The organism is Ectobacillus ponti, assembly GCF_024294785.1.
GTDB classification, from domain to species: Bacteria; Bacillota; Bacilli; order Bacillales; family Bacillaceae_G; genus Ectobacillus; species Ectobacillus ponti.
Genome location: NZ_JANCLT010000005.1, coordinates 150,627 through 171,187 on the forward strand (window position 1 = coordinate 150,627; position 20,561 = coordinate 171,187).

The 20,561-nt window shown below is 51.8% G+C and carries 19 protein-coding genes; 17 read left to right on the forward strand and 2 right to left on the reverse strand.

Annotated elements, in window-relative coordinates; translation table 11 throughout:
* Positions 1-12 precede the first annotated feature (12 nt).
* Together NK662_RS11410 and NK662_RS11415 are read left to right on the forward strand one after the other, a co-directional pair.
* Positions 13-786, forward strand: coding sequence for an ABC transporter ATP-binding protein (locus NK662_RS11410; protein WP_254759061.1), 774 nt, complete (start codon positions 13-15; stop codon positions 784-786).
* A 17-nt stretch (positions 787-803) separates the two neighbouring features.
* Positions 804-1,511, forward strand: coding sequence for an ABC transporter ATP-binding protein (locus NK662_RS11415; protein ID WP_254759062.1), 708 nt, complete (start codon positions 804-806; stop codon positions 1,509-1,511).
* Positions 1,512-1,549: 38 nt separating this feature from the next.
* On the opposite strand, the gene NK662_RS11420 is transcribed toward NK662_RS11415, so the two are convergent.
* Complete coding sequence (locus tag NK662_RS11420) at positions 1,550-1,756, reverse strand: hypothetical protein (RefSeq protein ID WP_254759063.1); 207 nt, start codon at positions 1,754-1,756, stop codon at positions 1,550-1,552.
* A gap of 214 nt (positions 1,757-1,970) precedes the next feature.
* Here NK662_RS11420 and NK662_RS11425 point away from each other — a divergent pair, with 214 nt between their 5' ends.
* The 6 genes from NK662_RS11425 (at position 1,971) to NK662_RS11450 (ending at position 8,995) form a co-directional block, all read left to right on the forward strand.
* Complete coding sequence (locus NK662_RS11425; protein WP_254759064.1) at positions 1,971-3,590, forward strand: ABC-F family ATP-binding cassette domain-containing protein; 1,620 nt, start codon at positions 1,971-1,973, stop codon at positions 3,588-3,590.
* A 237-nt stretch (positions 3,591-3,827) separates the two neighbouring features.
* Positions 3,828-5,030, forward strand: a complete 1,203-nt coding sequence (locus NK662_RS11430) for a branched-chain amino acid ABC transporter substrate-binding protein (RefSeq protein ID WP_254759065.1) — start codon at positions 3,828-3,830, stop codon at positions 5,028-5,030.
* A 125-nt stretch (positions 5,031-5,155) separates the two neighbouring features.
* Positions 5,156-5,719, forward strand: a complete 564-nt coding sequence (locus NK662_RS11435) for a hypothetical protein (RefSeq protein ID WP_254759066.1) — start codon at positions 5,156-5,158, stop codon at positions 5,717-5,719.
* 600 nt (positions 5,720-6,319) lie between these two features.
* Positions 6,320-8,002 carry a peptide ABC transporter substrate-binding protein gene (locus tag NK662_RS11440; RefSeq protein WP_254759067.1) on the forward strand — a complete coding sequence of 561 codons (1,683 nt, stop codon included), beginning with the start codon at positions 6,320-6,322 and terminating at the stop codon, positions 8,000-8,002.
* Positions 8,003-8,105: 103 nt separating this feature from the next.
* Positions 8,106-8,825, forward strand: a complete 720-nt coding sequence (locus NK662_RS11445) for a class I SAM-dependent methyltransferase (RefSeq protein ID WP_254759068.1) — start codon at positions 8,106-8,108, stop codon at positions 8,823-8,825.
* Between the two features lie 59 nt (positions 8,826-8,884).
* Positions 8,885-8,995, forward strand: coding sequence for a DUF4023 family protein (locus NK662_RS11450; protein WP_254759069.1), 111 nt, complete (start codon positions 8,885-8,887; stop codon positions 8,993-8,995).
* A 44-nt stretch (positions 8,996-9,039) separates the two neighbouring features.
* Here NK662_RS11450 and NK662_RS11455 read toward each other — a convergent pair whose 3' ends face one another.
* Positions 9,040-9,354: a hypothetical protein gene (locus NK662_RS11455; RefSeq protein ID WP_254759070.1), complete on the reverse strand. Its 315-nt coding sequence runs from the start codon at positions 9,352-9,354 to the stop codon at positions 9,040-9,042.
* A gap of 149 nt (positions 9,355-9,503) precedes the next feature.
* Between NK662_RS11455 and NK662_RS11460 the strand changes: the two genes are divergently transcribed.
* The 9 genes from NK662_RS11460 (at position 9,504) to rarD (ending at position 20,350) form a co-directional block, all read left to right on the forward strand.
* Positions 9,504-11,231, forward strand: a complete 1,728-nt coding sequence (locus tag NK662_RS11460) for a PQQ-dependent sugar dehydrogenase (protein WP_254759071.1) — start codon at positions 9,504-9,506, stop codon at positions 11,229-11,231.
* Between the two features lie 59 nt (positions 11,232-11,290).
* A complete protein-coding gene (locus NK662_RS11465) occupies positions 11,291-11,632 on the forward strand; it encodes a hypothetical protein (RefSeq protein WP_254759072.1) in 342 nt (113 codons plus the stop codon).
* A 454-nt stretch (positions 11,633-12,086) separates the two neighbouring features.
* A complete protein-coding gene (locus tag NK662_RS11470; protein WP_254759073.1) occupies positions 12,087-12,413 on the forward strand; it encodes a hypothetical protein in 327 nt (108 codons plus the stop codon).
* A gap of 181 nt (positions 12,414-12,594) precedes the next feature.
* Positions 12,595-14,715 carry a vWA domain-containing protein gene (locus NK662_RS11475; RefSeq protein ID WP_254759074.1) on the forward strand — a complete coding sequence of 707 codons (2,121 nt, stop codon included), beginning with the start codon at positions 12,595-12,597 and terminating at the stop codon, positions 14,713-14,715.
* 32 nt (positions 14,716-14,747) lie between these two features.
* Positions 14,748-18,104 (forward strand): tubulin-like doman-containing protein, encoded by a 3,357-nt coding sequence (locus NK662_RS11480; protein ID WP_254759075.1) that lies wholly within the window; start codon positions 14,748-14,750, stop codon positions 18,102-18,104.
* A 57-nt stretch (positions 18,105-18,161) separates the two neighbouring features.
* The gene (locus NK662_RS11485; protein ID WP_254759076.1) at positions 18,162-18,479 is read left to right on the forward strand and encodes a hypothetical protein; all 318 of its coding nucleotides are present in this window, start codon (positions 18,162-18,164) and stop codon (positions 18,477-18,479) included.
* A 64-nt stretch (positions 18,480-18,543) separates the two neighbouring features.
* On the forward strand, positions 18,544-18,795 hold the full coding sequence (locus tag NK662_RS11490; protein WP_254759077.1) for a DUF1294 domain-containing protein: 252 nt from the start codon (positions 18,544-18,546) through the stop codon (positions 18,793-18,795).
* Between the two features lie 68 nt (positions 18,796-18,863).
* Complete coding sequence (msrB, locus tag NK662_RS11495; RefSeq protein ID WP_254759078.1) at positions 18,864-19,307, forward strand: peptide-methionine (R)-S-oxide reductase MsrB; 444 nt, start codon at positions 18,864-18,866, stop codon at positions 19,305-19,307.
* Between the two features lie 116 nt (positions 19,308-19,423).
* On the forward strand, positions 19,424-20,350 hold the full coding sequence (gene rarD / locus NK662_RS11500; protein ID WP_254759079.1) for an EamA family transporter RarD: 927 nt from the start codon (positions 19,424-19,426) through the stop codon (positions 20,348-20,350).
* Positions 20,351-20,561: the final 211 nt, after the last annotated feature.

The window sequence follows — 20,561 nt, forward strand, 5'->3', positions numbered from 1 at the left end:
GGAGGGACGGTCATGAACGTATTGCAGGTAAGCGGCTTAACCAAGAAGTTCGGCGGACTGACCGCCGTAAAGGGAGTAGACATGAACGTTGAAAAGGGCTCGATCACTGCGGTGATCGGCCCGAACGGGGCGGGGAAAACTACATTTTTCAACATGATCACCGGCGTATACAAGCCGGATGGCGGAGAAATCCTGCTTGAGGACAAATCACTGGTCGGCTTTAAGCCGCATGACATATCCAAGCGCGGCATTGCGCGGACGTTCCAGAACATCCGGCTGTTCGGCGACGTTACGGTGCTTGAAAACGTAATGGTTGGTCTGCATAATCACTTAAAAAGCAGCGTGTTCGGCGTTCTGTTGAATCTGCCGCATGTGCGCCGTGAGGAAAAGGAAGCCCAGCGGGAAGCATACCGCCTGCTGGAATATGTCGGTTTGGCGGAGTTTCTGAATGAGGAGGCGCAAAACCTGTCTTACGGGGCCCAGCGGCGTTTGGAGATTGCCCGCGCTTTGGCTTCCAAGCCGCGGGTGCTGCTGCTCGATGAGCCGGCTGCAGGGATGAACCCGAAGGAAACGAAGGAATTGACTGACCTGATTTATAAAATGCGGGAAGAATTGGACTTGACCATCATTCTGATTGAGCATGATATGAAGCTTGTCATGGAAATCTCCGAGCATATTGTCGTGCTTGACCACGGCGAAAAAATTGCCGAAGGCGGACCTCTTGATATTCGCAACAATCCGAAAGTCATCGAAGCCTATCTTGGAAAAAGCGCTGTCGCACACTAAAGGGGGAACGAAAAGCCATGTCAATCTTACAACTGACAGACGTGAATGCCTACTACGGAGGCATTCACGCGCTAAAAGGAATCAATATTCATGTGGATAAGGGCGAAATTGTCACACTCATCGGCAGCAACGGCGCCGGCAAGTCGACGACACTCAAAACCATCAGCGGCCAAGTGATTCCCAAAACGGGCCAGGTGCTCTTTGAAGGCAAGGATATTACAAAGCAGCCGCCGCACATCACAGCACTGTCCGGCATCGCGCACGTTCCGGAAGGCCGCCGGATTTTCCCGCGTCTGACGGTTCGGGAAAACCTCGAAATGGGCGCTTTTTCTGTAAAAGACAAAAAGCTGATTCAGGAACGGATGGAGCGGGTGTTTCATTATTTCCCCCGTGTAAAAGAGCGTTTGGACCAGCGCGGGGGCACGATGAGCGGCGGGGAACAGCAAATGGTGGCAATTGGCCGCGCATTGATGAGCGGGCCGCACATTTTGATGCTGGATGAGCCGTCCATGGGTTTGGCGCCAATCATCGTAGAGCAGATTTTTGAGATTATTCATGAGTTGAACCGGGAAGGCATGACGATTCTGCTTGTGGAGCAAAATGCTTATCAGGCATTGCAAATTGCACACCGCGGCTATGTCATCCAAACCGGTGAAATTAAGATGGTGGGATCAGGACAGGACCTGATCAATGATGATATCGTCAAAGAGGCGTATTTAGCGTAAAAAGGTTATCCCGGATGCACCGGGATAACCTTTTGCTGTTACAGGAACAAGCCATCATAATCCGTATAGCCGCTGTTGATGCGTTCCATGTGCTCCTGTACGAACTGCTCCACCTCTTCCGGCAGTTCATCTGCCTCCAGTGTGTCCGGTGTAAAGTCATACACCTTGCCTGTAGCTGTTTCCTTCACCCGCACAACGCGCTGTGTGCCGATGAATTGAGAAAAGATAATTTCATAGTCCATCATGATCACCACTTTTTAGCTTAGTGTACGCGGCAGGCCGAACGAGTATGTATGAAATTGCAGTGTATGCCCGAGTGTGTTGTTCCCTGAAATGGTTGCGCGGGCTTGTAAAGGCAAGATATAATAGAGAAATCGGGGATCGTAAGAAACGATTTTTGTATAACGCGGGAACAAAGCGCATCCGCGTCAAATCTAGGTTTGTTTGGAGGAACACAATTTGATTCAAGTACAAAACGTGAGTTTAAGATATGGCGACCGCAAATTGTTTGATGATGTAAATATTAAGTTTACGCCTGGCAACTGCTACGGCTTAATTGGTGCAAATGGCGCCGGAAAATCTACATTCGTTAAAATTTTGGCCGGGGAAATCGAGCCGAATACAGGTGACGTGATTATTACGCCTGGCGAGCGCTTGGCTGTTCTGAAGCAGAACCATTTTGAGTATGAAGAAGTGGAAGTTCTGAAAACTGTGGTAATGGGACATACCCGCCTGTATGAAATCATGCAGGAAAAAGATGCCATTTATATAAAGGAAAACTTTACAGATGAAGACGGCATGCGCGCTGCTGAGCTGGAAGGCGAATTCGCCGAGCTGAACGGATGGGAAGCAGAGTCTGATGCAGCCATCCTGTTGAAAGGCCTTGGAATTGGCGAAGAGCTTCATTACAAGAGAATGGCCGAACTGACAGGCGGAGAGAAGGTAAAGGTATTGCTGGCGCAGGCGCTGTTTGGCAAGCCGGACATCCTTCTGTTGGACGAGCCGACGAACCACTTGGACATCAAAGCCATCCGCTGGCTTGAGGACTTCCTCATGAACTTCGAAAATACCGTTATCGTTGTTTCCCACGACCGTCACTTCCTGAACAAGGTATGTACGCATATGGCGGATTTGGACTACGGCCGGATTCAAATTTATGTGGGCAACTATGACTTCTGGTATGAATCCAGCCAATTGGCACAACGCATGATGTCCGATTCGAACAAGAAGAAGGAAGAAAAAATTAAAGAGCTGCAGGCGTTCATTGCCCGTTTCAGCTCCAATGCTTCCAAAGCAAAGCAGGCGACATCCCGTAAAAAGCTTTTGGACAAAATAACACTGGATGATATTCGCCCATCTTCCCGCCGTTATCCGTTTGTAGGCTTTACGCCGAGCCGTGAAGCCGGCAATGACCTGCTGCGTGTGGAAGGATTGACAAAGACAATTGATGGGGAAAAGGTGCTTGATAACGTCAGCTTCACCATCAACAAGGGTGATAAGGTTGCATTTGTCGGCCGCAGTGAGCTGGCCCATACCACGCTGTTTAAAATCCTGGCAGGGGAAATGGAGCCTGACAGCGGCACATACAAGTGGGGCGTCACAACGTCTCAGGCGTACTTCCCGAAGGATAACTCCGAGTATTTTGAAGGCTCTGAGCTGAACCTGGTGGAATGGCTGCGCCAATTCTCGCCGCAGGATGAGTCTGAGAGCTTCCTGCGCGGCTTCCTGGGCCGTATGCTGTTCTCCGGCGAGGAAGTGCTGAAGAAGGCCAGTGTGCTGTCCGGGGGCGAGAAGGTGCGCTGCATGCTCAGCCGCATGATGCTGGGAGGCGCAAACGTGCTGATGTTTGACGAACCGACAAACCACTTGGATCTCGAGTCCATTACAGCACTGAACAATGGTTTGATGGCGTTCAAGGGTACGCTTCTGTTTACATCCCACGACCACCAGTTCGTGCAGACCGTGGCATCACGCATTATTGAAATTACACCTAAGGGCGTAATTGACAAAGAGACAACATATGATGAGTATCTCGATAACACCGAGCTGCAGAAGAAAGCAGAAGAAATGTATGCGTAAGAGAGGGGCATTGCCTCTCTCTTTTTTTTGCTGTTTTTTAGGGGTGCTGCCCGCGTCCAAAGATATGTTCGAAACCCGATATAGGAAGCGCTTTCATCAGTATTTCGCAAAATATTCATAAATAGAACGATTTTTTTGTATAAAAAAGTCGAAAAAGTCTTGTCTAACTTTTCAGAATCGTGTAATATTTAAAATATTCTAACAACTAATCTTTGCACAAGCATAGGGGGAATAGACATGAAAAAGACAAAGGTCTTGTCAGCGCTGCTTTCCGGCGCATTGGCTGCTGGCTTGCTGGCAGGTTGCGGCACAGGCACAAAGACAGAAACAGCCAGCACAACAGAATCCAACGGGGGAAAAGTCATTAAGATTGTATCGCAGTCCCCGCTTTCCGGGAGCTCAGCATCCTTCGGCGAATCGATGAAGCTGGGTGCACAATTGGCAGTCGAACAGCAGAAGGAAGAGTTCAAGAAGCTTGGCTTCGATTTGCAGTTCGTTCCATATGACGACCAAGGCGACCCGAAAAAAGGGGTGGCGAACGCACAAACTGTTACGGCGGATAAGGCAGTGCTTGGCGTAGTCGGCCACTTAATGTCCGGTGTATCCATCGCAGCATCTGAAACATACGAAAAATTGAGTCTTGTCATGGTATCTCCGTCCAGCACAGCGGTAGACCTGACAGAGCGCGGCTTGAAAACAGTCTCCCGCCTTGTGGCGCGCGACGATTTCCAGGGACCGGCGGCTGCCAAGTATGCGGTTGAAACACTGAAAGCAAAGAATATCTTTATTGTTCAAGATAAAACGGCATATGGATCTGGATTGGCAAATGCCTTCCAGAAGGAGGCGGAAAAGCTGGGAGCCAAGGTTGTCGGCAACGAAGGGATCACGGTCGGCGAGAAGGACTTCAACGGCGTATTGACACAAGTGCTGGCGAAAAAGCCGGATCTGGTATACTTTGGCGGTTTGTACGCAGAAGGAAGCATTCTTGTCAAGCAGGCGCGCGAAAAGGGCATTACAGCACCAATCATGGGCGGCGACGGCATCGATTCCCCGACTATGGCTGAAATTGCGAAGGATGCGCTGAAGGACACGTACTATACAACAGTAGCAACTTCCCCGAGCACAACCGAAAAAGGAAAGGCGTTTGTTGCGGATTATAAGAAGAAGTTCGGCAAGGACGTGGAAGCGTACTCCGCATACGGCTACGATGCAGCAAGTGTCATCCTGCAGGGAATTAAGGATGCGGTTGCGAAGAAGGACGGCAAAATGCCGAGCCGTGAGGAAGTGCGTGCAGCAGTCCGCGGTGTGAAGGAATATGACGGCGTTGTAACCAAAATCAGCTTTGATGACAAAGGCGACAACAAGTTTGCGAAGGTATACATCATGAAGTTTGAAGGCGGCACGTATCCTGGCAAGCAGGAAGGCGAAGTCAGCAAATAATGCAATGGAGATGCTCCTAAAGGGGAGCATCTTTTTTATGTTGTTTTTTTATTTCCATTACATGGATAAAAGGGGAAATGGTTATAGTATACGTATGAGATGTATTCCGGATAAAAGGAGGAAGTATGATGAAGTGGAAAACAAGAGCGGCAGCAGTTCTCTTGACGGCAGTAGTTCTCATGCCATTGGCAGGGAATGCAGAGGTGCAGGTGCACGCTGAGAAGGGCTGGAAGCACGGACACGGCATGCACCATGAGAAGAGGAAGGAGGAATTGCTCGGCATCATTGATTTGTATGCATCCGGCCAGCTGAAGGCAGACTTGAAGCAGCAATTGGAAACCCGTGAGACGCTTATGCGGCAGCTGCATGACAAAATGCAGACACCGGCAGGACAAGCCCGTATGGAAGAACGAAGAAAAGAAATGAAGGAAAAAATGGAAGCGCACCGCGAGCAGATGGAGAACATCCGCAAGCAGGTGCAGGATGGGAAAATGACAATGGAACAGGCGCGCAGCGAGTTTGGCAAGATCATGGGTGCGCGCCATGAGGGACATGCGGTCTATCAGGAAGTGCGGGAGGCTGCAGCAAAGCAGGACCAGGCGGCGGCCGAAGCGGCCCTGCAAAAGCTGAAGCAGCATCTCCAAGCTGAGAATGACCGGCTGAAGAAGGAAATTGCGGCCATTCAATGAAAAGGACATAAGGGGGCTGGCTGCATGCCGTCAGCCTCTCTTGATGAGGTAGGGAGATAAAGCTTCCGGGTGCCAGAGGACCAAACCAGGCTTTTTTTGTGCCATTTCCCTTTAAATGTAAAAATAATTCATATATTAAGAAAGAAAGAATTATAGTTATATTCTATCCACACTCGTAATATTGTTAAAAATATTCTGTTTGTATAATAACAGTGAAATGTTATATAATTTGTTTGAACCTTCTGCCTTTTTGCTGCAAATGCAGATTCTCCATTGGGATTGAGGGCAGATCTCCTGTTTTTCCTTGATACAGCAGCATCTGTCTGCACTTGTAAGAGACAAACAGCAGGGATGGTGAGATAGGTTTTTGGATACAATTATTTCTATCAGGTGAATATTCTTACATTTTTGTGATGAAATTTACAAAAACAAAACAAAAAAATTATTTTTTTTCAAAATACTACTTTACAAATCTTGAAAATTTAGTAGAATATTAAGTAATAGAAATTTTCTGATAATTCTATGCTGTGCAACTAATAGAATTAGCAGACAATTCCTATTCTTTAAACAGACTAGATAACAATTGAGGAGGGTACACAGATGAACAAGAAATTGACAGCTGTGGTAGCACCGGTTCTTGTAGCAAGCTTGGCTCTGTCCGCTTGCGGCAACAAGACTGACAACAATGCTTCACAAAAATCAGGCACTGACAAGAAAGAAGAGAAATTGGCAGCGAAGCAGGTATTGAACTTGCTTGATACTTCCGAGATTCCTTCCATGGACTCCACAAAGGCAACAGACCAGGTTTCCTTCATCGTTATGAACAACGTGATGGAAGGTCTATACCGTCTGGGACCTGACCAAAAGCCAACTCCTGGCGTAGCAGAATCCTTTACTAAGAGTGATGACGGCAAAACATATACATTCAAGCTTCGCAAGGATGCCAAGTGGTCCAACGGCGACCCTGTAACTGCGAAAGACTTTGTGTACTCCTGGCAGCGTGCGGTGGACCCTGCAACAGCAGCTGAATATTCATACATCATGTTTGATGTCAAAAATGCACAAGCCATCAACGAAAAGAAAATGCCTGTTGATCAGTTGGGCGTAAAAGCAGTCGATGACTATACATTGGAAGTTCAATTGGAAAACCCGGTTCCATACTTCGTGGAGCTGACTTCCTTCGCAACCTTCTATCCGCTGAACGAGAAATTCGTAAAAGCGCAGGGCGACAAGTTTGGCCTGGAAGCAAGCACAACGCTGTACAACGGTCCATTCGTTCTGTCCGACTGGAAGCACGAGCAAGGCTGGCAGTACAAGAAGAACGACAACTACTGGGATAATAAGACAGTTAAGCTGAGCGAAATCAACGTCAGCGTCGTAAAAGAAGTGGCGACAGGCGTAAACCTGTATGAGGCGAAGGATGTTGACCGTGTTGGTCTGTCTGCTGAGTTTGTAGACAAGTATAAGTCTGCTCCTGAGTTCAAGACTGCGAAGGATGTATCTGTATACTTCCTGCGTCTGAACCAATCCCGCGGCGGCAAGCAAACTGCACTGTCCAACCTGAAGGCGCGCCAAGCGCTCAGCATGGCGTATGACAAGGATGCGCTCGTCAGCGTAATCCTGAACAACGGTTCCGTTCCGGCGAACTACCTGGTTCCTTCTGACTTTGTAAAAGGTGCAGACGGCAAGGACTTCCGCAAGGCAAATGGCGACATGAACAAGTTCGACGCTGCAAAGGCGAAGAAGCTGTGGGAAGAAGCAAAGAAAGAGCTTGGCCAAGACAAGGTTACGCTTGAATTGCTGAACTATGACAGCGACAGCGCGAAGAAGATTGGTGAGTATCTGAAGGAGCAGCTGGAAAAGAACCTGCCGGGCCTGACTGTAAGCATCAAGCAACAGCCATTCAAGCAAAAGCTTGACTTGGAAACAAAAGGCGACTATGACTTCTCCTTCGCTGGCTGGGGCCCTGACTATCCAGACCCAATGACATTCCTTGACATGTTCATCACTGGCGGCGCCCACAACCAAATGGGCTACTCCAACAAAGAATATGACAAGCTGATTGCAGACGGCAAAGGCCCATTGCTGACTGACCAGAAGAAGCGTCTGGAAGAACTGGCGAAAGCTGAGAAGGTCCTGTTTGACGATGCAGCGATTGCTCCTATCTATCAACGTGGAACTTCTTACCTGGAGCGTCCATACGTAAAAGGTATTGTAGACCACAACTTCGGTGGCGACTACTCCTACAAGTGGGCTTACGTAACAGAGCACGACAGCAAGTAATATCACTTCAAACAGAAGGTGTGACAGCACCTTCTGTTTTTTTGTGCACCTTTCCCTGCTGCAAGCATACACATGCACTACACTTGTGGAAAGAGGGGAGCATATGGCCTCGTACTCCTACTTGGATTTATTGGCTTTGCTTGGTGTCGGCAGTGCGCATCCCGGCGGCTTCGGGCTGACGAAGGAGCTGCTGCAGCAGCTGTCTCCCGTGCCTGGCAGTGAGGTACTGGATGCGGGCTGCGGGACAGGACGTACTGCTATATACCTGGCGGATGCGTACGGCTGTCGGGTGACCGGAATCGACCAGAACCAGCTTATGCTCGAGAAAGCGGGGAAGCGGGCATTGCGTGAGGGTGTAGCTCTGCAGCTTGTGCAGGGGGATCTGGAGCAGCTGCCCTTTGCGGATGGTTCCTTTGCACTTGCCTTGTCGGAATCCGTTCTGGCTTTTACGGACATTCAGCAGTCGCTGCAGGAGCTGCACAGGGTGCTGCGCCCAGGTGCCCGGCTGGCGGTGATTGAAATGGCAGTGGAGCGGTCGCTGGCACCGGCGGAAACAGCAGAGATTTCGGCTGTATATGGGGCTAAGCGGTATATGACGGAACAAGACTGGCGGGAAAGCTTCCGCCTGGCCGGATTCACTTCTGTGCAGACCGTCGGCGGCGGCACAATTCTGGCATCCATGCAGCAATACCAGGAGCTGCCGGACTGGGATTTGTCTCCCCATATTCATCCTGCTGTATACAACGTATGGGCGCAGCACGAAGACATCATCCGCAAATATCAGCAGCTGCTCGGCCATCGCGTCTTCATCTGCAGCAAATAGGCGCTGCATGTTTCCCTCCTGCAATGGTTACAGTAACAAGTAGGAAAGGAGGGGACAGCATGACGTCCAATTCTATTGAACAAATTCAAAGCAAGCAGGCAAAGGATGAGCAAAACCGTAAGCGGCAAAAAGGTGATCATAGCAAAAAGCTGCCGAATAAACAGCATTAAATGAAAAAAGCATGGGCCTCCATGCTTTTTCTTTTGGATTTTGGTTAAAAGAAAAACAGAGCCGCGATGGCGATGCCGATGATAAAAGCGAAGCCAACTGCAAACGCACCGCTGTAATAGCCTTCTTCGTAGCCGGTTTCATAGCCTCTGGCATATGCGTACAGCTCAGCGTCATGAAACTCCCCGCGGCCCCCGTAGCCGAAGCCGCCCGCAGACCGGCGGCTGACAGGCTGCAGCCAGACACGGTCCTCCTCTATATCAATGACACGGCCGATATGCACCCGCCCCTCCGTATCATGAATGCGTACAACCTGGCCGCGGTACTGGCAGCACGTATGATAGCATTGCTGGTAATCCATGTGATCTCCTCCCTCCATATCCCTACAGCATATGGAGCATGTCCGGGATATGCTTGTACGTTTGCCTATTGGAATAAGTTTGCCGGGCTGCACATTTCTGTGGGACAAGCAGAATATGCTTCAGTAAAAGCTGTTTGGAGGAGGGGCTTATGCGGTACATACCTGAGGGCATGCTCGAAAAGCAGTACCGGTGGGAATTGGTTCATAATCAGCTGTATTATCATCTCTATCATTTTAATACGGAAACGGCACTGCAGCCGCTCTTGCTCCGGCTGCTGCAAACGCAGGAAGCCCAGCTGCAGGAGCTGCGTTGCATCGGCGACACCAGCCGGATTGCTGAACCTGAGCCGGCGTTTCCGGCAACGGTGTGGGAAACGGCCAGCATGCTTTATGAACGGGAATATGAGCTGCTGCAGGAATATCTCAGCTATCAGGTCTATTTTCTGAAAAGCAGCGCCGGCAGCCCGCCGCTCCAGGCACTGCTGCATTCACAATACGAGCAGGTGAATACGCTGCTTGCAGTTGTACAAGCCTATGAGGAGACAGAAGCGAAGCATACCCTGCAAAAGGCAAGCCCTTACAATGTATGGATGGAGCCGGGCTATCGCCTGGAGCAGGTGGCGGCCGCGCTGACCTACCCGACTGCGCTTGCCTTCGATGACCAGGACCGGATGTATGTGCTCGAAGCCGGATATGCCTACGACGAACCGAAGCGTGGCCGGATTTTACGCTATGACCGGCAGGGAATGTCTGTGTTCGCCGATGATCTTGCGGCGCCGGCTACCGGATTGGCATGGCACGAGGGCTATGTATATGTGGCGGAAAGCAACCTGAGGGGCGAAGAAAACAGAGGCGGCAGCATTGTCCGAATTGCGCCGGACGGCACAAAAACGAGAATCCTGTCAGGATTGGCCACATACGGGGACCACTTTACCGGAGACGTGCTGTTCGGGCCGGACGGCCGCTTGTACTTCTCTGTTGGAGCCGCTACCAATGCAGGAGTGGTCGGCCCGGATAATGAGGGATGGCTGCAATTTCATCCGGGCTTTTGCGACATGGCGGCCCGCCCGACAGAGCTGTCCCTGCAAAATTTCGTCAGCCGGGATGCTGCAGGAAGGGTGAAGGTGACGGGGGCGTTTCAGCCGTACGGCCAGTCCAATATGAAGGATGGCACCGCGCTGCATCCATCTTTTGCTGCGACAGGTGTGCTGTACAGCTGCAATCCCGATGGAACTGATGTGCGCATGGTGGCGGACGGCTTTCGCAATCCGTACGGGCTCGGCTTTTCTCCCTTCAACGGCAAGCTGTATGCAACGGACAACGGCTGCGACCCGCGCGGCAGCCGGCCGATCCACAAGGACTGGGACCACTTCTGGGAAATTCAGCCCGGCGGCTGGTATGGCTGGCCGGATCTGCTGAGCGGGCTGCCATGCACCCTGCCGCATTTTCAGCAATACGGCAAACCAAAGCCGCTGCATCTCTTGAAGCGGCATCCGCGCCTGGCCGGGCAGCCGCAAGCCCGCTTTGCCCCAAGCAGCTCCTCCAATAAATTCGATTTCTCCACCAATGCTGCGTTCGGCCACCAAGGAGAAATCTTTGTCGCGCAAACGGGGGCATTGGCGTATACACCGGGCAAGGAAGCACCATCCGGCTTCCGTGTTGTCCGGATGAATGCGGAAACGGGACAAATCAGCAGCTTCCTGTGGAACGAGGGAGCAGAAGAAAATCCGAATGGACCTATCCGGCCGGTGCAGGCAAAATTTGACCGGCGCGGCGAAGCACTGTACGTCGTGGACCTCGGCATCATCGGCAATTACGGCATCCATACCATGCCGCAGCCGGGCAGCGGCGCCGTCTGGCGCATCACGAAGCAGTGAATAGAATGCCGGAAACAGGAAAGTCTACTACTTGTATCCCGATGCAAAGGATGATGAACGTGAAGGCAACAGATGAGTTTCAAGTCTACGAGGTGAAGTGGGACGACTTCACAGCGGCATTGCGCGCTGAGATGAAACGCCAAGTCGGTGCGGATATTATTGACCGGGTCGTCTGCGACCTCGCAGATGGCTTTGAGGTGTATACCTATATCCAAGGCGACCTGGACTTTGACTTTAAGGACGCCCTGGAACGCAAGTACGGCACAGATGCCAGCCTGCCAAATATCCTGACAATTCTGCTGTTGGCTACCATCTATAACACGAGCGAAAGCAATATCCGGCTGCATGCCGACAACAAGGAGAACCCGGTTGTCGAGGTGTACATTAAGAAGTCCGCTTAACAAAGAGCGGGCTTTTTGCTTTTGTCCGGTCAACCTTGTTTGTATCTGGTTTGCAGGGCTCTATGTCGGAACTATTGGAAGGCGGCCGGTATGAACCAGCCGCTTCCTGTTGACATGCCGGGTTCCCCGTCCAAGGTGGGCAAAACAAGCGGAAGAGCATCCTTTAAGTGTCGGAACCTCCCTTTGGTGAGCGGAACGAGCCGGTTCCGTTTTTCTTGATGTCTAACTGCACCGGCCAGCTCACTGCCAGGGAGAACCTGCCACCATAAAAGGCCAAAAGCGCCTTTTAGGTGTCAGAACCTCCCTTCTGTGAGCGGAACGAGCCGGTTCCGTTTTTCTTATATGTAACATTTCCTTCATAGAAATGATATAAATCCTTCATAATTGCCCCGGCTCTACCTTATGTTCAAATGATAATATTGGGATACAAACCAGCGCAAAGGGGAATCGGGACATGGAAGAATTGCTGAAGCAAATGCTAGAGCAGATGGAACAAATGAGGGAAGAAGTGCGCAGCGTATCCCAGCGGTTGGACAGCATTGAGCATCGTGTGTCTGTAAATCAAATTGACCTGACTGATATAAAAGAGCTTGCCGAAATGATGGAAACCGTGCAGAAGGAAGAACTGCTGCGGCTGTCGCGGATATTGAAGGAAGGTGGAGCGAACGCTTACGTGAAGGAGGAGCTGAAGCATTTGCATCAGCGTTTGGATGCCCAGTTGTTGAAGATTGCGAGAAATGAGGAAGCGATTTTGATGATGGGTGGGAAGGAGATACAGTAGAAGATTGATAGAGTAGCCGTTATCTTATTACAGATAATGGCTTTATTAGTTTTACAGTCCATATTGTTTACATAATAATATTATGCGTATACCTCCCGTGAAAAATACAAGTCATATAACTATGGGACTTCCTCATACGCTTAAACATAGGACGATCCTACAGTAAAGGTGGCGACTCATCATGAAACAGCTTCTGATAGCCACATGCTTGTTGCTTGTGTGGTTGCTTCCCGGATGGGGGGCGGCAAAGGAGGACGGAGCAAGAAAACGGACGGTGGTGCTGGTGTATGACGACTCGGGCAGCATGCGGGCGAATAAGAGCGGGCCGCTGGATCGGTGGAAGTACGCAAGCTATGCGCTGCAGAGCTTCGTCGGCCTTCTGGATGAGAAGGATGCCTTTTCGTATGTGCCGATGAGCCGTCCGTCCCAGGAAATATCTGTATCCTTGCAGCAGCGGCAGCAGGAGCTGGATGCGCTCCGCAGATGGAACAGCTCGAAGGATACGCCCTTTCAGGCGGTGGAGACCGCCATGCAATCGCTGAAGCGACAGGTTCAGACAAATAAGGACGGCGAATTTTGGTTAATCGTGCTGACGGATGGCGTATTCAATGATCTAGAATCGCCAAACAGTCCGCAATATGCAAGCAATAAGCAGAAAATGACAGATACATTGCAGAGCTTCAAGAAGTGGACGGAGCAGCAGAATCTTTCGTTTCACAGTGTGCTGATTACGATGGAATCGAGCCTGAACAGTGCAGAAAAGGCGCAGATGAACACATTCAAAGCGATGTGGCAGGAGCAGCTGAACGGGTCTGTGATGTCGACTAATGGAGAAGACGGCATTATTGAGAGCGTGAACCAGGCAGCGGCGCTCATCGCCAATCGCGATCCATTTTCGCAGGCGGAGGACTTGGTGAAAACGAGTCTGCAGGGAAATATGCTCAAGGTGAACATTCCATTTCCGATTCATCGTATGACAATCGTGCAGCAAAGCAGCAGTGCTGCGGAGGCTTCACAAATTGTGCCGGGCGGGAAGCTGGTTTCCCGCGGCCCGTATATGATGCAAACGCCGGGATCGGTGCTGCTGACGGGGTATGTTTCGCAGGTGGCGTACCGGGATGGCAGTGTGATGAAGCCGGGCGAATATGAGCTGCCATTTGCCAAGCCGGTTTCGTCCGCCCAGCAAATGAAGGTGCTGGTGGAGCCGGCGCTCGATTATACGGTGAAGCTGTACCGGCAGGAGGAAAGCAAGCTTGTCCCGGCGGATGCAAAGGTATATGACGGCAGCACGGTCATCGTGGAAGCGAAGCCGAGCGAGGTGCCGGCCAATCCAGCTTACTTCTCGGCTTCGGTGGAAATGGGCGGCAGCAGCGAGCCGATGAACTGGAACAGGGAGCGGCAGGCGTTTCAGTATGAGCTGAAGGCCGGCAGCAGCGACATACGGGGCAATATCTCCATGAACATCAAGGGCTTTTATCAGCAGACGAAGGAGTTCCGGATTCAGCCAAAGCCAAAGCCTGTGCTTACGCTGCAGGTGATGACGCAGGATTGGCGGGCACCGGTGACAGAGCTTGGCGGCAGTCCACCGCTGGTGATCCGGCCCTTGCAGGATGGCAAGCCGATGGAAGCGGCAGAGGTGGAGAAGCTGCTGGCGGGGGCAAAGGTGCAGCTGGACGAACGGGTGGATTACGAGCTGAAGCGGCATGGCAATGAACTGTACCTGTACCCGAAGCCATACGGTTCGGATACATTCAATTTCACGTATACAGGGAAAGTGAATGGCACGCTGCGTGTGTTGGATGGCGCCGGCCAGCGTGTATCGGCAAAGTTTTCGTTTACGGTGGACGATGTGTCCTTCCTGGAGCGGTACCATACCATTCTTAAGGTGATTGTGCCAGGGGCGATGCTTTTAATCGCCGTATCCATCCTGCTGATCGGCTGGACGGTGCGGCCGCGGTTTCACCGGCGCGGGCTCATGTATTATGAGCTCGATCAATCGCTCACAGCGGATTGGGTGCATCAGTCGGAGCCGGAGCTGCTGAGGAATAAGTGGTGGAAGCATTACCTCGGTGTGCCGTTCCGGGCGGAGCGGCGGACGGTGCAGTCCCTCACCTTTATCGCGAAGAAGGGGGCGAAGGCTGTCTACATCGCGAAGGAATCACAGGTGGAGGGGATGCTCATTGACGGATCGTATTTGACGGCGGAGGAAGCAGGCCGCGAGCTAAAGAGTCTGTATCCGAATGAGACAGTCATGATTGACAGGGGCTACGGCAAGGAAGTGTACCGGTACGAGTGTGAATAGGGAGCAAGATCCACAACAGGAGCGTGATGAAAGTGAGTTTGCAGGTACCTACCATTTTAATTGGTCTTGGCGGCATAGGCAGTGCGATTACCCATAGTGTCTATGAGAAAATCCCAAAGGAGCATCGCAAGCGGGTGGCGATGCATGTGTTTGACACAGACATTCATACCGTGAGTAAATTTCAGCATATCCGCAAGTTTGTGACTCAAACGAGCTCGAGCAAAACGCCGCGCGAGTATATCGCGGAGGATCCCACCATCACGGATTGGTTTCCAGAGGACCCGACGATTCTCGATAAGCCGCTGACGGAGGGAGCGGGGCAGCTGCGTGTCATTTCGCGGCTGGCGCTCCGGGCGGCGATGAAGGATGATAAACTCACCTCCTTTTGGCAGGAAATTGAGAAGATTTTCCCGGTGACGACGGATACGACAGAGTATGGGGTGCGGGTCATCATCATCACCTCGCTGGCCGGCGGCACGGGCTCCGGAATGTTCCTGCAGATTGCCCTGTACCTACGCGAAATGCTGCGCAAGAAGCTGCATCATAACAACATCATCATCCGCGGCGCGTTTCTGATGCCGGATGCGCTTGTTAAGACAAGAACGATCAGCGCGAAGGAATTTGAGTCGGTGCAGGCCAATGCGTACGCCTCGCTGAAGGAGCTGCACGCCATCACGCTCGGCTCCACCGGTGAACTGTCCCGGCGCGGCGGGGTGACGATTGAACTGGAGTACCGCCCGGATCAGGTGGATGAGGACGGCCGGACGAACCATATCATTACGCAGAAGCATCTGCCGTATAATTATTGCTTCCTGTATGATTATGAAAACCTGCACGGGCATCATTTGCAGAGCTTGTCCGATTATACGGAGCAGATGACCAATACGATCTATCTGCAGCTGTTCAGCCCGCTGTCGCCCAATCATTTTGCCCAGGAGGATAATCAAATTCAGCAGCTCGCCGATTCGAGCGGCAAGGCCCGCTATTGCGGCGCCGGGGCATCAAAGCTGATTTATCCGTATGAGCATGTGCTGGAGTATTGTGCCTTGAAGTGGGCGGTGCAGGGGCTGGATGAATCATGGCTGCATCTCGATAAGCTGTTTGAAGAGAAGAAGCTGCGCTATGAGCAGGATGTGCGGCGCGGCATGCAGCGGGAGAAGCCGGAGCGCGGCCGCAGCTATGTGGAGGATTTGGAGCACCTCGCGACCCGGCCCGAACGGGCGCATCCGTTTTACCGCCAGATGTATCAGGAAACGCGGGAAGGCGCCGAGATCGGCAAAAGCGGGATGTCGAAGGCGAAGCTGCTCTTGGAGTCCGTGGAGAATTATGTGCAGCGCACCATCCAAAAGGATGAAGAGCTGAACCGCTATCAGCGCGAATGTAAAATCTCGACGGCCAAGCTGAAGATCGAGGAGCAGATGAAGGGCGAGGTGGCCCGGATTGATAACGCTGTGCGCATGTACGCCTACAGCATCCCGAGCCGCGTGCATGAGCATGTGACTACGCTGGTGTATGACATCATCGAGGCGGACCAGTTCTCGCCGGCGGGTTCGGAAGGGCAGTCCTATCAGCTCAATACCTGGTTCCTGAAGCGGCCGACGGCGGTGCACCCGGTATCGGCGCGGTATATGCTGTACGAGGTGCGCAAGCTGCTGGGTGAGCGCATGCGCCGCCTGCAGGAGGGCAATGAGCAAAAACGGACGCTGATCCAAAACTATGATAAGAAGTTTAATACGGGAAATGGTGACGGCAATATTACGGCGGTGCGCCGCGTGGAGCTGGCGGAGCAGCAAAGCTGGATCAGCAGAATGTTCCATAATCAGCAGCGCGCCTTCCGCCGGGAGTTTCAGGACATCATCAACCAGTATGTCAATAAGCTGAACGAGTACCGCAAGGATTTGCTGCTGGAGCTCGTCTATCACAGCATCTATCAGGCTGTTGAAAACATGATTAGGCACTGGGAGCGCTTCTTTGACAACTTGCAGGAAACACGGGAGAATCTGCTGATTGAGGTACAGAAGCGTTCCCGTGAATTTGAAGGGCGCACCAACCCGACCAATGTGTATATATTGGCGGATGAAGCCATGCAGGAAAAGCTGTGGCGGCAAATTTATCAGAGTGTGGATAACGGCACGCTGCCGCCTGATATCTCGAGCGAAATTTATCTCAGTCTGTACCGGGAATACTGCCGGGAGGGAGAGCAGGGAGGGTCGGGCAAAATTGAAGACTTTTACCGGACCCATATTCTGGGCTACTGCCGGAAAGAGCTGCATACGCGCTACCGCGACAAGCTGGAAATGAATATCATTGAGGCGTTGCGCAAGGAGGCAGATCTGGAGGGGCGCAACCACGATGAATATGTGCGCGAGAAGATCGGCAACCTGGTCCATCTTGCCAGCCCATTTATTCCGAAGGTGGCACATCACCGGGAAATGCAGTATTGGGGCATTCATCCGTCTGTGCGGCAGGAGCTGAATGAGGAGCTGTTCCAGGAGGCATTTCAGGAGAAGGAAACGGTGGATACCGCCTTCTCCCCGTTTGAAATTGTCTGCTACCGTGCGCATTACGGCCTGTCGCTGCAGGATTTTCCGAAGCTGTCCTCCGGGCACGCACAGCGCGGCTATGTGGACGGCAAGGGCGATTATTTCCAGGCGTACTACCGCCGCATCAACCGGCTGAATACGCGGCAGACAAATCTGACGCCGCATCTCGATAAGTACTGGCACCTGCCGGCCTTTATGCCGGACTTGAACGCCACTCAGACAAAGATGGATTATGAAAAATGCAACCGGGCCTTCCTGTATGCGCATGTCTACCGCTGGATCAGCCTGGCGCGTGTGGATGAGCAGTTTGTGTACCAGTACAATGGCGTCGGCCGCAGCTCGCTCATTCAATCCATGGGCAAAAATGTGTCCAGTGAAGGCTATAAGCTGCACCGGGCGCTCCTGCACAACCCGTTCATTTACGAAAATATCATCTCCCGCTTTGAACAGGAGCAGGAGCAGGCGCTGCAAAGCGGCGGGCATTTATATACACATCCGTTCGTGGCCGGGGCGCAGGATTTGCGCTGGATGAAGAAGGAGCATATTCATAACATTCTCGACGTTGTGCTCATGTACGGCTATGAGGCGAAGCGCGACGCGACGCTTGAGGAAACGTCAGATGAGCTGCTGCGGCTCCTGCTGGATGAAATTCATGTCTATTTTAAAACGTACTATGGTGTCGGGACAGAGGGAGTTGCGAAGAAGGAGGCGGCCATCTTTATCGAGCATCTCTGGAACCGCTCCTATGCCCGCGGCTATACGGATGAGAACAGCGCCGCCTACAAAAAGTGGGTGTATCTGCTTGGCATCCGCGAGATTGAGGAGGAAGAGGAGAGCAACGTATAGGAAGGAAGGATTTGACGCACCCTTACAGAGAGAACGAGAAAAAGGAGGGTGATGGGTATGCCTTTTACAGACGGCAGCTATCCGGGCTTCGGGCTTTCACCGGGCGCTTTTCCGCTGGTTCATAGCGGCGGCGACACCAACAATGTGAAGCTGAATCATGATGCTTACGATGTATATGTGAATGCGGATTATGTCGGCAAAAAGGTGCTGCTTGTGCAAGGAGAGCACATCGGGGATGTGGATTCCTTCCTGCACAGCCGCGGCTTCTCCGGCTTTACGAGCCGCTTGGACGGCGACCATTATGAAATTGAGGTGGATCCGGACCTGCAGCAGGCGGTGCGTGATAACCTGCATATGTATTTGGACATCCGCTAGGCATGCAGACTTTTCTGCATGCTTTTTTTCTTATATGATAGAGAGAGTCAGGGGGGAGATGCTGTTGATTTGGCTGTACATATTGGTCGTAAACGCCTGGGCGTTCGGGATGATGGGCTATGACAAACGACGGGCGAAGCGGCACGAGTGGCGCATTTCGGAGCGTGCCCTGCTGCTTGCCGCCGCTGCCGGCGGAGCGGCCGGGATTTGGAGCGGCATGTATATGTTCCGGCATAAGACGAAAAAGATGAAATTTACTGTCGGTGTGCCCGTATTGGCGTGCATCTGGCTGCTGACGCTCTGGGGCCTGCGCTGAGCGCTTCATTTTTCTTTGGCGCGGCAGTCCGATATAATGGGGAAAAATGAATAAGGGAGTGTGCAAGGATGGATTCACAAAAAAAGCAGGAAGCAATCCGTAAGCTGGACCCGATGCAATACCGGGTAACACAGGAGAATGGCACGGAGCCGCCGTTTCAAAATGAATTTTGGAATTACAATGAAGAAGGCTTGTATGTGGATATCGTGTCCGGCAAGCCGCTGTTCAGCTCGCTCGACAAATTCGATTCTCACTGTGGCTGGCCGAGCTTTGCGAAGCCGCTCGGGGAGGAAGAAGTGCAGGAGAAGCTGGATTTGACGCATGGCATGATCCGGACGGAGGTGCGCAGCAAAACGGCAGATTCCCATCTGGGCCATGTGTTCAACGATGGGCCGCGTGAATTGGGCGGTCTCCGCTACTGCATCAACTCGGCCGCTCTTCGCTTCATTCCGAAGACGGAGTTGGAGAAGGAAGGCTACGGCGAATACAAGAAGCTGTTTGAGCAGGCATAATCGGCCTGCTTTTCTTTATGTCCGGCTTCTGTGCAAGATGGAGATAAAAAAACATTGTCGCGGCTCTTTCCCGGGCGCTATAATAAGCGTTAGGCAAAAAGGAGAGTGAACCGGGAATGGAGAGTCAATCACAAGAGAGAAAAGGGATGGTATACGCAGCCGGCGCATATGTAGTGTGGGGCGTGCTGCCGATGTACTGGAAGTTGGTCGACAACGTAGCAGCAGAGGAAATCTTGGCAAACCGTGTTGTTTGGTCGTTTGTGTTCATGCTGCTGGTGCTGGCAGGCAGCCGGCGTTTGGGGGATTTCGGCAGGCAGGCCAAAGCGCTGCTTCGTCAGCCGAAACCTTTCATCTCGTTAATTATCGCGTCCTTGTTAATCAGCGTCAATTGGTTTATCTATATATGGGCAGTCAATAACAACCATATCATTGAAGCCAGCCTTGGCTATTATATTAATCCGCTCGTGAGCATTCTGCTCGGCACTGTGGTGCTGCGGGAACGCTTAAGCTTCTGGCAGTATGTATCCGTCCTGCTGGCGGCAGCCGGCGTTGGAGTTTTGACCTGGAATTACGGATCCTTCCCTTGGGTTTCCGTAACTTTGGCGGTCAGCTTTGCTTTGTACGGACTGGCCAAGAAGCTTACGAATTTTGATTCCATGGTCGGGCTTACGTTTGAGACGCTGGTCATCACCCCCATCGCGTTGATTTACCTGCTGATGCAGGGCGGGGGCTCATTTGGGACAGAGGTTCCGCTGAGCCTCCTGCTGATGGGAGCAGGAGCTGCAACCGCGCTGCCGCTCTTGTACTTTGCCATGGGCGCCAAGCTCATTCCGCTGAGCATGATTGGATTTTTGCAGTATATTGCGCCGACCATCAGCCTGGGGTTGGGTGTGTTCCTGTACCATGAGCACTTTACGCATACGCACCTCATTGCGTTTTCTTGTATCTGGAGTGCGTTGGTGCTGTTTTCCTTCGCCAACACAAGATTGCTGCGCCACATGAGCCCGAAATTCGGCCGGCAGAAGTCGATGAAAGCATCCTGAGAGAGCCTCCCAGCTCTCTTTTTTTATTATTTTCAGGAGAGTGCGTGTGAGAGAGTAAAAGCCTTGGTATGGACTGCAGGCAAGAGAGAAACAGCCTGTTTTACCTGAAACAGCTCATCAAATTAAAAAATCAAGTATTTTATTAAAAAAATAAAATATTTTCATGGAATTTGTTCCATTTTTTATATTATTATAAATGTTATATAGATAT